The sequence below is a fragment of the Pseudomonas palleroniana genome (genome assembly GCF_022836895.1).
Classification (GTDB): Bacteria; Pseudomonadota; Gammaproteobacteria; order Pseudomonadales; family Pseudomonadaceae; genus Aquipseudomonas; species Aquipseudomonas palleroniana.
In genome coordinates this window covers 5,288,408-5,301,446 of record NZ_CP092411.1, presented here as the reverse complement: position 1 = coordinate 5,301,446, position 13,039 = coordinate 5,288,408, and the positions used below count along the sequence as shown (strand labels likewise).

Annotated in this window: 11 protein-coding genes; 8 read left to right on the top strand and 3 right to left on the bottom strand. The window is 59.8% G+C overall.

The features are described from left to right. Positions 1–87 precede the first annotated feature (87 nt). Positions 88–1,731 carry a Na+/H+ antiporter gene (locus MJP36_RS23805; protein ID WP_205344425.1) on the top strand — a complete coding sequence of 548 codons (1,644 nt, stop codon included), beginning with the start codon at positions 88–90 and terminating at the stop codon, positions 1,729–1,731. Between the two features lie 12 nt (positions 1,732–1,743). On the opposite strand, the gene dapC is transcribed toward MJP36_RS23805, so the two are convergent. The 3 genes from dapC to map all read right to left on the bottom strand — a co-directional run bounded on the left by dapC (position 1,744) and on the right by map (position 6,551). Beyond that, a complete protein-coding gene (gene dapC / locus MJP36_RS23800; protein ID WP_104995703.1) occupies positions 1,744–2,943 on the bottom strand; it encodes a succinyldiaminopimelate transaminase in 1,200 nt (399 codons plus the stop codon). A 58-nt stretch (positions 2,944–3,001) separates the two neighbouring features. Continuing rightward, positions 3,002–5,704, bottom strand: a complete 2,703-nt coding sequence (locus MJP36_RS23795; protein ID WP_060754034.1) for a [protein-PII] uridylyltransferase — start codon at positions 5,702–5,704, stop codon at positions 3,002–3,004. Between the two features lie 64 nt (positions 5,705–5,768). Next, positions 5,769–6,551: a type I methionyl aminopeptidase gene (gene map, locus MJP36_RS23790; protein WP_060754035.1), complete on the bottom strand. Its 783-nt coding sequence runs from the start codon at positions 6,549–6,551 to the stop codon at positions 5,769–5,771. Between the two features lie 388 nt (positions 6,552–6,939). Here map and rpsB point away from each other — a divergent pair, with 388 nt between their 5' ends. From rpsB to ispC, 7 genes are all read left to right on the top strand, one after another. Continuing rightward, complete coding sequence (gene rpsB / locus MJP36_RS23785; RefSeq protein ID WP_003172263.1) at positions 6,940–7,677, top strand: 30S ribosomal protein S2; 738 nt, start codon at positions 6,940–6,942, stop codon at positions 7,675–7,677. A gap of 203 nt (positions 7,678–7,880) precedes the next feature. Then, complete coding sequence (gene tsf, locus MJP36_RS23780) at positions 7,881–8,744, top strand: translation elongation factor Ts (RefSeq protein ID WP_060754036.1); 864 nt, start codon at positions 7,881–7,883, stop codon at positions 8,742–8,744. 211 nt (positions 8,745–8,955) lie between these two features. Beyond that, positions 8,956–9,699: a UMP kinase gene (pyrH, locus tag MJP36_RS23775; RefSeq protein WP_060754037.1), complete on the top strand. Its 744-nt coding sequence runs from the start codon at positions 8,956–8,958 to the stop codon at positions 9,697–9,699. Next, entirely contained in the window at positions 9,696–10,253 is a 558-nt protein-coding gene (gene frr / locus MJP36_RS23770) for a ribosome recycling factor (protein ID WP_016974404.1), read from the top strand. The genes pyrH and frr overlap by 4 nt, the downstream gene beginning before the upstream one ends. A gap of 17 nt (positions 10,254–10,270) precedes the next feature. Further along, positions 10,271–11,026, top strand: a complete 756-nt coding sequence (gene uppS / locus MJP36_RS23765; protein WP_060754038.1) for a polyprenyl diphosphate synthase — start codon at positions 10,271–10,273, stop codon at positions 11,024–11,026. Further along, complete coding sequence (locus tag MJP36_RS23760; RefSeq protein WP_090366395.1) at positions 11,027–11,836, top strand: phosphatidate cytidylyltransferase; 810 nt, start codon at positions 11,027–11,029, stop codon at positions 11,834–11,836. It begins immediately after the preceding gene. Continuing rightward, a complete protein-coding gene (gene ispC / locus MJP36_RS23755) occupies positions 11,833–13,023 on the top strand; it encodes a 1-deoxy-D-xylulose-5-phosphate reductoisomerase (protein ID WP_244384112.1) in 1,191 nt (396 codons plus the stop codon). Before MJP36_RS23760 ends, ispC begins: the two co-directional genes overlap by 4 nt. The last annotated feature ends 16 nt before the right edge of the window (positions 13,024–13,039 follow it).

Genomic DNA, 13,039 nt, shown 5'->3' with positions numbered 1-13,039 from the left:
TACCATAGCGGGGTAATATGGCACTTCAACGGCCAGTTGTTGCCTGATGTGTGTCGTTGCAAGTCGATTGTCCGGGAACCCCGCGTTATGCAAACCGCCTACACCGTTCTTATCCTGCTGATGCTGGTCAGCGTTTCGCGTCTTGTCGGGCGTGTCATTCCCCTGCCGTTACCCTTGGTGCAGATTGCCGCCGGAGCCCTGCTGGCCTGGCCTACGCTGGGGTTGCACGTGGCACTGGACCCGGAGCTGTTCCTGTTTCTGTTCCTGCCACCGTTGTTGTTCTCCGATGGCTGGCGCATGCCCAAGCGTGAGTTGTGGCGGCTGCGTGGCCCGATCCTCACGTTGGCGGTGGGGCTGGTGCTCTTCACCGTGGTGGGTGCCGGATACTTTATTCATTGGCTATTGCCTTCGATCCCGCTGCCGGTGGCCTTTGCCCTGGCGGCCGTATTGTCGCCAACGGATGCCGTGGCGGTGTCGGCCATTGCCCAGAACCGTTTACCCAAGCCGCTGATGCACATGCTGCAGGGCGAAGCCTTGATGAATGATGCTTCGGGTCTGGTGACGTTCAAATTCGCCCTGGCGGCGGCATTGACGGGGGTGTTTTCCCTGGCGGATGCCAGCCTGACGTTCGTCCTGGTGGCCTTGGGTGGCCTGGCGATTGGTGTGGCGTTGAGCTGGCTGGTGGGGCGCCTGCGCGCCTGGATGATCGCGCGAGGCTGGGATGACCCGGCCACCCACGTGGTGTTCATGTTGCTGCTGCCATTTGCAGCTTATGTGCTGGCCGAGCGGCTAGGCGCGTCGGGCATTTTGTCGGCGGTGGCGGCGGGCATGATGCAAAGCTGGCTCGACCTGTTGCCGCGCCAGACCAGCACCCGCTTGCTCAATCGCAGTGTCTGGTCGCTGCTGGAATTTGCCTTCAACGGTTTGATCTTCCTGCTGCTGGGTCTGCAATTGCCGGACATCATCAAGGCGGTGGTGAGCCATGAACCGACGCTATGGCCGACGTTGCTGTATCGCTGCCTGGATGTGGCCGCGATCTTTCTGGTGCTGGTGATCCTGCGATTCATCTGGGTGCAGAGCATCTGGCGGTTGTCGGGCTTGTTGCGCAGGCTGCGTGGGAAAAGCGAACTGACCCTGGTACCTACAGCCCGCTCCTGCTGGTTGCTGACCGTCGGTGGGGTACGCGGTGCGGTGACCTTGGCCGGTGTGATGTCGGTGCCTTTACTGCTGGCGCCGGGGCAAGACTTCCCTGAGCGTGACCTGCTGATCTTTATCGCCGCCGGCGTGATCCTGCTCTCATTGGTCGCTGCCTGCATTGCCTTGCCGTTGCTGCTGCGCGGCATCGAGCAGAGTCCCGATGAAAAGCGCCATCGCGAAGTGCGTGAGGCTTGGAAGAAGACCGCTGTGGCGGCGATTCATGCCCTGGAAGCCGAGGAACCGACAGAAGCCGCGGCTCCCGACGCTGCCCAGGCGGCGCTGGCTACGGAACTCAAGGCGCGGCTGATGTCGGAATATCGCCACCAGTTGGAGGTCTTCAACGACTCAGCCGAAGCCCAGGCGTTGGCGCAGCAGATGGACTTGCTGGAGCGCAAGTTGCGGCTCAAGGCCTTGCGGGCGCAGCGGTTGGAGTTGTACAGCTTGAGCCGTCATCACCAGATAGGTGATGACGTGTTGAGGGAGGTGTTGGCGGATCTGGATATGAGTGAGGCGAACCTGGGCCATGTGAAATGACCCAGAAAGCGCTTAGCGTCGACGCTGGATGAACGCGCGAATCCGCTCGGCGGCTTCCACACACTCCGCCAACGGCGCAACCAGCGCCATGCGCACACGGCCGGCGCCGGGGTTGAAGCCTTGCACTTCGCGTGACAGGTAGGAGCCCGGTACTACGGTCACATGTTCTTCCATGAACAAGTCACGGCAGAATGCGGCATCGTCGCCGTTCACGTTCGGCCACAGGTAGAAACCGCCATCCGGACTTTGCACGTCCAGCACCGGCTTGAGAATCGCCAGCACGGCATCGAATTTCTCACGATACAGGTCGCGGTTGGCCTGCACATGGGCTTCATCCTGCCAGGCGGCAATGCTCGCCAGCTGGGTTTGTACCGGCATTGCGCAGCCGTGGTAGGTACGGTACAGCAGGAAGGCCTTGAGAATGTCGGCGTCGCCGGCCACGAAACCGGAACGCAGGCCCGGCAGGTTGGAGCGCTTGGACAGGCTGTGGAACACCACGCAGCGTTTGAAGTCCTGGCGGCCCAGCTCGACGCAGGCGCTCAGCAGGCCCGGCGGCGGGGTTTGTTCATCGAAGTACAGTTCGCTGTAGCACTCGTCTGCGGCGATGACGAAGTCGTATTCGTCTGCCAGGGCGATGAGTTTTTTCAGGGTTTCGACGGGGATCAACGCGCCAGTCGGGTTGCCGGGCGAGCACAGGAACAGGATCTGGCAGCGCTTCCAGATGTCCGGCGTCACGGCATCGAAGTCCGGATTGAAACCGTTGGCGTCCAGGCACGGCAGGTAGTGCGGTTTGGCACCGGCCAGGAACGCAGCGCCTTCGTAGATCTGGTAGAACGGGTTCGGGCTGACCACCAGGGCGTCGTCACCGCGGTTGACCACGGTTTGGGTGAAGGCGAACAGCGCTTCACGAGTACCGTTCACCGGCAGGATATTGCGCGCCGGGTCCAGCCAGCCCTTGGGCACGTTGAAGCGCCGCTCGCACCACGCGCCGATGGCCTCGCGCAGGGCCGGGATGCCCAGGGTGGTCGGGTAGACCGCCATCTGGTCGAGGTTGTCAGCCAGGGCCTTGGCCACGAATTCCGGGGACTTGTGCTTGGGCTCGCCGATGGACAACGCAATCGGGCGCTTGTCCGGGTTCGGCGTGACGCTGCCCAGCAAGGCGCGCAGTTTCTCGAACGGGTAGGGCTGCAACTGGTTCAGGGCGTTGTTCATGTAAGCCTCAATCACCGTAAACACCGACCTGTGGGATCGTGTTCACAAAGTTAAAAATTCAAAAGGTCAGGCGTGTCAGTTCGACACCGGGTTCCTGGGTCACGCTCAGTTGCTGCACGATGGCTTCCTGCAAGCGCAGGCACAGCTCGGGGTCGGACAGCGGGTGGTTGTCGGCATCGGTGATGAAGAACACGTCTTCCACGCGTTCGCCCAGGGTCGCAATCTTGGCGTTCTGCAGCGACAGGTCGAACTCCAGGAAAATCCCGCCGATACGTGCCAGCAGACCGGGACGGTCCGGCGCGCTGAGCTCCAGTACGGTGACCGGGCGCTGGGCGTCGTTGGAGATGGTGACCTGGGGTGCAAAGGCAAAGTGCTTGAGCTGGCGCGGTACCCGGCGCTGGATGATCGTCGGGTAGTCGGCAGGGTTGCGCAGGGCTTCGGTCAGGCCTTCGCGGATCTTTTTCACTCGCACCGGGTTATCGCCAATCGAGTCGCCATCGGTATCGAGCACGATGTAGGTGTCGAGGGTGAACTGGCTGCTGGAGGTGATGACCCGGGCGTCATGGATGTTCAGGTTGAGCTGGTCCATGGCGGCCACCGTCACGGCGAAGAAGTCGTGTTGGTCCGGCGCATAGATGAAGATCTGTGTGCCGCCTTCGAATTCGCGCTGGGTGGTTTCCTTGATCAGCACCAGCGGGCCGCCATCGGCCGGCTGCTGCAGGATGGCGTCGGTGTGCCAGGCCACATCACCGGCGGTGTGGCGCAGGAAATAATCATCGCCCAGTTGCGACCAGAGCTGCTCGACGTCGTCGGGGTCGTTGCCACCGCGCACCAGGATGTCCAGGGCCGCGCTTTGGGTGCGGCGGATCTGTTCTTCGCGGTCCACCGGGTTTTCCAGGCCACGGCGCAGGGCGCGCTTGGTCTCGGTGTACAACTGGCGCAGCAGGCTGGCGCGCCACGAGTTCCACAACGTGGGGTTGGTGGCATTGATGTCGGAGACGGTCAGCACATAGAGGTAGTCGAGGCGAGTTTCATCACCCACGATGCCGGCGAAGTCGTGGATCACCTGCGGGTCGGACAAGTCCTTGCGTTGGGCCGTGGTCGACATGACCAGGTGGTTCTGCACCAGCCAGACGATCAGGCGGCTGTCCCACAGCGGCAATTGGTGGCGCTGGCAAAAAGCCTCGGCATCCACTGCACCGATTTCCGAGTGATCGCCATGCCGGCCCTTGCCGATGTCGTGGTACAGGCCCGCCAGGTAGATCAACTCGGGCTTGGGCAGCTTGGCCATGAGCTTGCTGGCCAGCGGGAATTTCTCCGACACCTGAGTGTACTGCAGCTTACGCAAGTGCTTGATCAGGTTCAGGGTGTGGGCGTCTACCGTATAAATGTGGAACAGGTCATGCTGCATCTGCCCGACGATAAAACCGAACTCCGGCAGATAGCGCCCGAGAATGCCGTAACGGTTCATCCGGCGCAGGTTGCGGTGGATGCCGATCTTGCACTTGAACAGTTCGATAAACAGGCTGGTGTTGCGGATGTCGTTGCGAAACTCGTCGTCGATCAGGTGACGGTTTTCTCGCAGCAGGCGAATAGTGTCGGCGCGTACGCCTTTGATTTCCGGCTGCTGGGCCATCAGTACGAAAATCTCCAGCATCGCGAACGGGGTACGACGGAACACGTAATCGTTGCGTGCCTCGATATAGCCATCGTGCAGCTGGAAGCGTGCATTGATCGGTTGCGGCGGCGCTTCGTCATCGGGAGCCAGGATCACTTCTTCGAAGTGCTGGATGATCAGGTCGCTGAGCTGGGCAATGCTCATGACGACGCGGTAGTACTGCTGCATGAAGCTTTCAATGCTGGTCTTCGCGTCTTCGCCTTCAAAGCCCAGCAGGGCGGCGATGGAGCGTTGATGATCGAACAGCAGGCGGTCTTCGGCGCGTCCGGCGAGCATGTGCAGGGCGTAACGTACTTTCCACAGGAATTCCTGGGAGGACGCCAACAGCGCGTTCTCACTCTCGACGAGGAAGCCTTCACCCGCCAGTGCCCGCAGGTTCAGGGTGCCGTACTGGCGGCGGGCGACCCACAGAATGGTCTGGATATCCCGCAAGCCGCCCGGTGAGCCTTTGACGTTGGGCTCCAGGTTGTATTCGGTGTCGTTGTACTTGTGGTGCCGGGCTTTCTGCTCGGCGCGCTTGGCCAGGAAGAAGTCCTTGCTTGGCCACATATGTGCAGTGCTGGTGACTTCCAGCATGCGCTGGCGTAGACGTTCGGGGCCGGCGATGGTGCGGCTTTCCATCAGGTTGGTGATTACCGTCAGGTCGGCGCGGGCCTCTTCGGCGCATTCGTCAACCGAGCGCACGCTCTGACCGACTTCCAGGCCGATGTCCCACAGCAAGGTCAGAAAACGCTCGATGGAATCGCGAAAGATCTCGTGGTCGGCGCCGTCCATCAGGATCAACAGATCGATGTCGGAGTAGGGGTGCAATTCGCCGCGCCCGTAGCCGCCAACGGCCACCAGGGCGATATCGGCGTCTTCACTCCAGCTGAACTGTTCCCAGGCTTTCTGCAGGATATTGTCGACGAACCAGGCGCGGTCCTCGATCAGCCGGCGGATGTCCCGGCCTTTGCGAAAGCGCTCATCGAGCACCTCGCGGGCCTGGCGGATAGCCTTCTTGAAGGCGGCGATGGGGCTTGCCTTCAGTGCCAGCTCCGCCTGGAACTGGCCACGGTCGAAGAGTTCGGGGTCCACCTGGGGCATCGATTGGCTTTCCTTTCTATCTATCAGTCAGTCACAACAGTGTTTGGGAAAACCAAACCAGGCCTTACGCCGAAAGGCGCGGGATGGTGTCGTCCGAGCGCAGGGTGAAGATCTCGTAGCCGGTTTCGGTGACCAGCAAGGTGTGTTCCCACTGGGCGGAAAGCTTGCGGTCCTTGGTGATTGCGGTCCAGCCGTCGCCCAGCACCTTGGTATCGGCCTTGCCCTGGTTGATCATCGGCTCGATGGTGAAGGTCATGCCTGCCTTGAGCTCCATGCCGGTGCCGGCGCGGCCGTAGTGCAGTATCTGCGGCTCTTCGTGGAACACCTTGCCGATGCCGTGGCCGCAGAACTCGCGAACCACCGAGAAGCCGTTCTTTTCGGCGTGCTTCTGGATCACTTCGCCGATGTCGCCCAGGCGGCAACCGGGCTTGACGATCTCGATGGCCTTGTACATGCATTCCTGGGTGACCTGGGACAGGCGTTCGGCCCAGACCGGCACATTGCCGACGTGGAACATGCGGCTGGTGTCGCCGTGGTAGCCGTCTTTGATCACGGTGACGTCGATGTTCAGGGTGTCGCCGTCTTTCAACGGCTTGTCGCCTGGAATGCCATGGCAGACCACGTGGTTGATCGAGGTGCAGATCGACTTGGGGAAGCCCTTGTAGTTCAGTGGGGCCGGGATCGCCTTCTGGACGTTGACGATATAGTCGTGGCAGATGCGGTCCAGCGCCTCGGTGGTTACGCCGGGCTTTACGTGTTCGGCGATCATTTCCAGCACGTCGGCAGCCAGTTTGCCGGCAACGCGCATGCCTGCGATGTCTTCGGCGGTTTTCAAGGTAACGGTCATACAGGCTCTCTCTAGCGCGATGCGCTGAAATCAATACGGTTCACGGTGTGCGGCAATAAAGGTTACAAAAAACGCACAAACCCCAAGAAACGCGATTCTAACAGACGATGGCGTCAAATCATGAGCCTCTGATGATCGCTTCTCTCTATAAGGTTGGGCCTTGCCGGCGCGATTCAAAGGCTCAGGTATAGGCGATAGGCGGCAAATGTCATTGCGGGTTTCGTTTTTTGACTGCGTGTGGTATAAAATGCGCCGCTTTCCGGGGATGCCCCGTGAAGCTTAAATCCACACACGTGTCGACACGATGACCTGGGTGCCGGAGGCCTTGATGCCGCTGGTTGGTCATTGGGATACGTGGAGGCCAAACCCGACTTATTAAGGAACTATCATGTCCCAAGTCAACATGCGCGATATGCTGAAGGCCGGTGTGCACTTCGGTCACCAGACCCGTTACTGGAACCCGAAAATGGGTAAGTACATTTTCGGCGCGCGTAACAAGATCCACATCATCAACCTTGAAAAAACCCTGCCAATGTTCAACGAAGCTCTGACTTTCGTAGAGCGTCTGGCCCAGGGCAAAAACAAGATCCTGTTCGTCGGCACCAAGCGTTCCGCTGGCAAGATCGTTGCTGAAGAAGCAGCACGTTGCGGTTCGCCGTACGTCGATCACCGCTGGTTGGGCGGCATGCTGACCAACTTCAAGACCATCCGTGCTTCCATCAAGCGTCTGCGTGACCTTGAAGTACAAGCCGAAGACGGTACTTTCGCCAAGCTGACCAAGAAAGAAGCGCTGATGCGCTCCCGTGACCTGGAAAAGCTCGATCGTTCCCTGGGTGGTATCAAGGATATGGGCGGTCTGCCTGACGCACTGTTCGTAATCGACGTTGATCACGAGCGCATCGCGATCACCGAAGCCAACAAGCTGGGCATCCCGGTTATCGGCGTAGTCGATACCAACAGCAGCCCGGAAGGCGTTGACTACATCATCCCAGGCAACGATGACGCAATCCGCGCTATCCAGCTGTACATGGGTTCGATGGCTGACGCTGTAATCCGTGGTCGCAACCACGTTGCTGGCGGTACCGAGCAGTTCGCTGAAGAAGCTCCGGTAGCTGCCGCTGAGTAATTGACGCCCTGGCGTTGACTCAGTAAGCAAAAAGGGGGCTTGGCCCCCTTTTTGCCACCTCGAAAACCATTTGTCGGCGCCCACTTGTGGCAGTGCAACATAGCGACTGTAACGTGCAGCGGCCTACAAGGGAGATTCGGGAAGAATTGAACGCCCGTTTGATCGGGTGGAATGGTTGAAAACCTATCCAAGAGGATTTTGAAATGGCAGAGATTACTGCAGCGTTGGTTAAAGAACTGCGTGAGCGTACTGGCGAAGGCATGATGGATTGCAAAAAGGCCTTGACCAAGGCTGGCGGCGACATCGAAAAAGCCATCGACGACATGCGTGCTTCCGGCGCCATCAAGGCTGCCAAGAAAGCAGGCAACGTGGCTGCTGAAGGCGCAATCGCTCTGAAAGAAGACGGTAAATCCGCAGTGCTGCTGGAAGTGAACTCGCAGACCGACTTCCTGGCTCTGCAAGACGACTTCAAGGCATTCGTTGCTGAAAGCGTTGAAAAAGCGTTTGCCGACAAGCTGACTACCGTTGAGCCTCTGATCGAAGCTCAAGAAGCAGCTCGCCTGGTACTGGTCGGCAAGGTTGGCGAAAACGTCAACATCCGTCGCCTGACCCGCGTAGAAGGTGATGTGGTTGGTGGCTACCTGCACGGCAACAAGATCGGCGTAGCCGTTGTTCTGAAGGGCGGCGACGTTGAGCTGGCCAAAGACATCGCTATGCACGTAGCGGCAACCAACCCTGAGTTCCTGCTGCCATCGGAAGTTTCCGCTGAAGCGATCGAGCGTGAGAAGGGCGTGTTCCTGACCCTGAACGCCGACAAGATCGCCGGCAAGCCGGAAAACATTGTTGAGAACATGGTCAAAGGCCGTATCAGCAAGTTCCTGGCTGAAGCGAGCCTGGTTGAGCAGGCGTTCGTCAAGAACCCTGAAATCAAGGTTGGCGAACTGGCTAAGAAAGCCGGTGCTGAAATCGTTTCCTTCACTTACTTCAAAGTAGGTGAAGGCATCGAGAAGCCGGTCGACAACTTCGCTGAAGAAGTTGCTGCCCAGCTGGCTGCCGCCAAGCAATAAGACAGTTTTCAACTGTCGCCGAAAGAGGCTGCCCGCTCACGCGCGCAGCCTCTTTTCAAATGGGAAGGCCAATTTTATTTGGTTTCCTTTCGGAACTGGCTTACAAAGCCGTGTTCCGATGGCGCTGTGATAGCGTCCAGCTAGAGTGAACGCAAGCCGTAAACGGCTCGCCAAGAATTTTTTAAAAAATACGCCGCAGGAGAGATTCGCAATGGCTCAGCAGGGCAGTGGTTATCAGGCTCGCTATAAACGCATTCTACTCAAACTTAGCGGCGAGGCCCTGATGGGCTCGGAAGAGTTCGGGATCGATCCCAAGGTGCTCGATCGCATGGCGCTTGAAGTCGGCCAGTTGGTCGGTATCGGTGTTCAGGTTGGCCTGGTGATCGGTGGTGGTAACCTGTTCCGTGGTGCGGCGCTGAGTGCCGCCGGTATGGATCGGGTCACTGGCGACCACATGGGCATGCTGGCCACTGTGATGAACGCCTTGGCCATGCGTGACGCCCTGGAGCGTGCCAATATCTCGGCTATCGTGATGTCGGCTATTTCCATGGTCGGCGTGACCGATCACTATGATCGTCGTAAAGCCATGCGTCACCTGAACTCCAAGGAAGTGGTGATCTTCGCCGCCGGCACGGGCAACCCGTTCTTCACGACCGATTCGGCTGCGTGCCTGCGCGCTATCGAGATCGATGCCGATGTCGTGCTCAAGGCGACCAAGGTGGACGGTGTGTACACCGCAGACCCATTCAAAGACCCGCATGCCGAGAAGTTCGATCATCTGACCTACGATGAAGTGCTGGATCGCAAGCTGGGCGTGATGGACCTGACCGCTATTTGCCTGTGCCGCGACCACCAGATGCCGCTGCGCGTATTTAACATGAACAAGCCCGGCGCCCTGCTGAATATCGTACACGGCGGCGCAGAAGGGACTTTGATCGAGGAAGGCCAACAATGATCAACGAAATCAAGAAAGACGCCCAAGCGCGTATGCAGAAATCCCTGGAGTCTCTGAGCCACGCATTTGGCCAGATTCGTACCGGCAAGGCGCACCCGAGCATTCTGGGCAGCGTCATGGTGCCTTACTACGGCGCTGACACTCCGCTGAGCGGCGTGGCCAACGTGACGGTCAAGGACTCGCGCACCCTGCAAGTCGTGGCGTTCGAGCGCAACATGCTCGCCGCGGTCGACAAGGCCATCCAGAGCGCCGGCTTGAACCTCAACCCGACCAACCTGGGTGAGTTGCTGTTGATCTCCATGCCGGCACTGACTGAAGAAACCCGCAAGGGCTTCACCAAGCAGGCCCGCAGTGCAGCCGAAGATGCGCGTGTTGCCGTGCGCAATATCCGTCGCGATGCGCTGGGTGACCTGAAGAAGCTGGTCAAGGACAAGGAAATCAGCGAAGACGAAGAGCGTCGTGCCGTCGCCGATATCGACAAGTTGACCAAGGACGCCGAGGCGCAGATCACCAAGGCTACCGAGGAAAAAGAAAAGGACCTGATGGCCGTATAAGGGGTCAGGACGCCTTCATGGAAAAGACCAAGCAGACTGTGCCCTCCGTGGTACCGCGCCATGTCGCGATCATCATGGATGGGAATAATCGCTGGGCGAAAAAACGCTTTATGCCGGGTGTCGCCGGGCATAAAGCGGGTGTCGATGCGGTGCGCGCCGTGATTGAGGTGTGTGCCGAAGCCAAGGTTGAAGTGTTGACGCTGTTTGCCTTCTCCAGCGAGAACTGGCAGCGGCCCGCCGACGAAGTCAGTGCCTTGATGGACCTGTTCTTCAAGGCGCTGCGGCGTGAGGCCAAGCGCCTCAACGATAACAACATCAGTCTGCGCATCATTGGTGATCGCTCGCGGTTCCATCCGGAACTGCAAGCGGCCATGCGCGAAGCCGAGGCAATGACTGCTGGCGCCAACCGTTTTGTGCTGCAGATTGCAGCCAACTACGGTGGCCAGTGGGATATCGCCCAGGCTGCGCAACGGCTGGCCCGCGAAGTGCAGGCCGGGCATCTGCGGCCGGAAGACATTACGCCCGAACTGTTGCAAACCTGCCTGGTAACCGGCGACCTGCCGTTGCCTGACTTGTGCATCCGTACCGGTGGCGAGCACCGCATCAGCAATTTCCTGTTGTGGCAGTTGGCCTACACCGAGTTGTACTTCTCCGACCTGTTCTGGCCGGACTTCAAACACGATGCCATGCGTAATGCGCTGGCCGATTTCGCTTCCCGTCAGCGTCGCTTTGGTAAAACGAGCGAGCAGATCGAAGCTGGAGCCCGGGTTTAAATGCTTAAACAACGAATCATCACGGCACTGATCCTGCTGCCGATTGCCTTGTGCGGTTTTTTCCTGCTCGACGGTTCCGGCTTTGCGCTGTTTATCGGCCTTGTCGTAACGCTTGGGGCCTGGGAATGGGCGCGCCTGGCGGGTTTCAATGCCCAGGCGCCACGTGTGGCGTACGCGGCATTCGTGGCGCTGTCGCTGTTCCTGATGCATACCCTGTCGAGCATCATCGTGCCTTGGGTGTTGGGGGCAGCGGTGCTGTGGTGGGCGCTGGCGACCTACCTGGTGCTCACCTACCCACGAACCAGTGGCCAGTGGTCCAGCGTGGCATGCAAGCTGGTGATTGGCTTGTTGATCCTGCTGCCCGCCTGGCAAGGCCTGGTGGAGATCAAGAATGCGTCCATGGGCAACTGGTTGATCATGGCGGTGATGGTATTGGTCTGGGGCGCGGATATCGGCGCCTATTTCTCCGGTCGGGCGTTCGGCAAGCGCAAGCTGGCGCCGGCGGTCAGCCCGGGCAAGAGCTGGGAGGGCGTGTACGGCGGCCTCGCATTGACGCTGGCGATCACGCTGGTTGTCGGCGTTGTGCGCGACTGGTCGGTGAAGGAAATCTTCCTGGCACTGTTGGGTACGGCCATTGTCGTGTTCATTTCGGTAGTGGGTGACCTCACCGAAAGCATGTTCAAGCGCCAGGCCGGCATCAAGGACAGCAGCAATCTGCTCCCGGGGCATGGCGGTGTATTGGACCGTATCGACAGTCTCACCGCGGCGATTCCGATCTTTGCCGTGTTGTTGTGGATGACTGCCTCGTGAGCCGTCTGCAGCAAGTCACCGTACTGGGGGCGACCGGTTCGGTAGGGCTGAGTACCCTGGATGTGATTGCGCGTCATCCCGATCGCTATCAAGTATTTGCCTTGACTGGTTTTACCCGCCTGAGCGAGTTGCTGGCCCTTTGCGTTCGCCACTCGCCACGCTTTGCTGTGGTGCCCGAGGCGGCGGTGGCGCGTGGTTTGCAGGATGACCTGCGAGCTGTCGGCCTCGCCACTCAGGTATTGGTGGGGGAGGCGGGGTTGTGCCAGGTGGCGGCCGATGCCGAAGTGGACACCGTCGTGGCTGCCATTGTCGGCGCAGCGGGTTTGCGTCCGACGCTGGCGGCGGTCGATGCAGGCAAGAAGATTCTGCTGGCCAATAAAGAAGCGCTGGTTATGTCCGGCGCGCTCTTTATGCAGGCGGTGCGCAAGAGTGGCGCGGTGTTGCTGCCTCTCGACAGCGAACATAACGCGATTTTCCAGTGCATGCCGGGTGATTTCTCCCGTGGCTTGAGCCAGGTTGGCGTGCGTCGGATTCTGTTGACCGCTTCCGGTGGGCCGTTCCGGCAGACGCCTCTGGCTGAATTGGAGCATGTCTCTCCGGATCAGGCCTGTGCACACCCCAACTGGTCCATGGGGCGCAAGATCTCCGTGGATTCGGCGAGCATGATGAACAAAGGGCTGGAGCTGATCGAGGCTTGCTGGCTGTTTGATGCCCGGCCGGATCAGGTCGAGGTGGTGGTTCACCCGCAAAGTGTGATTCATTCCCTGGTCGATTACGTGGATGGCTCGGTGCTGGCGCAGTTGGGCAACCCAGACATGCGTACGCCCATCGCCAACGCCCTGGCGTGGCCGGAACGCATTGATTCCGGTGTGGCGCCGTTGGACCTGTTTGCAATTGCGCGCCTGGACTTCGAAGCGCCGGACGAGCAGCGTTTTCCTTGTCTGCGCCTGGCGCGTGAGGCGGTCGAGGCGGGTAACAGCGCGCCGGCGATGCTCAATGCGGCCAATGAGGTGGCGGTCGCGGCCTTTCTTGAGCGGCGCATCCGTTTTCCGCAGATCGCGAGTATTATCGAGGATGTCCTGGCTCGGGAGCCGGTAGTGGCTGTCAACGACCTGGGCGCCGTGTTTGAAGCGGATAGGAAGGCCCGCGGCCTGGCCGAGCAATGGTTGGAACGCAATGCGCGTTAGCCTGTAGGTGCGGTTG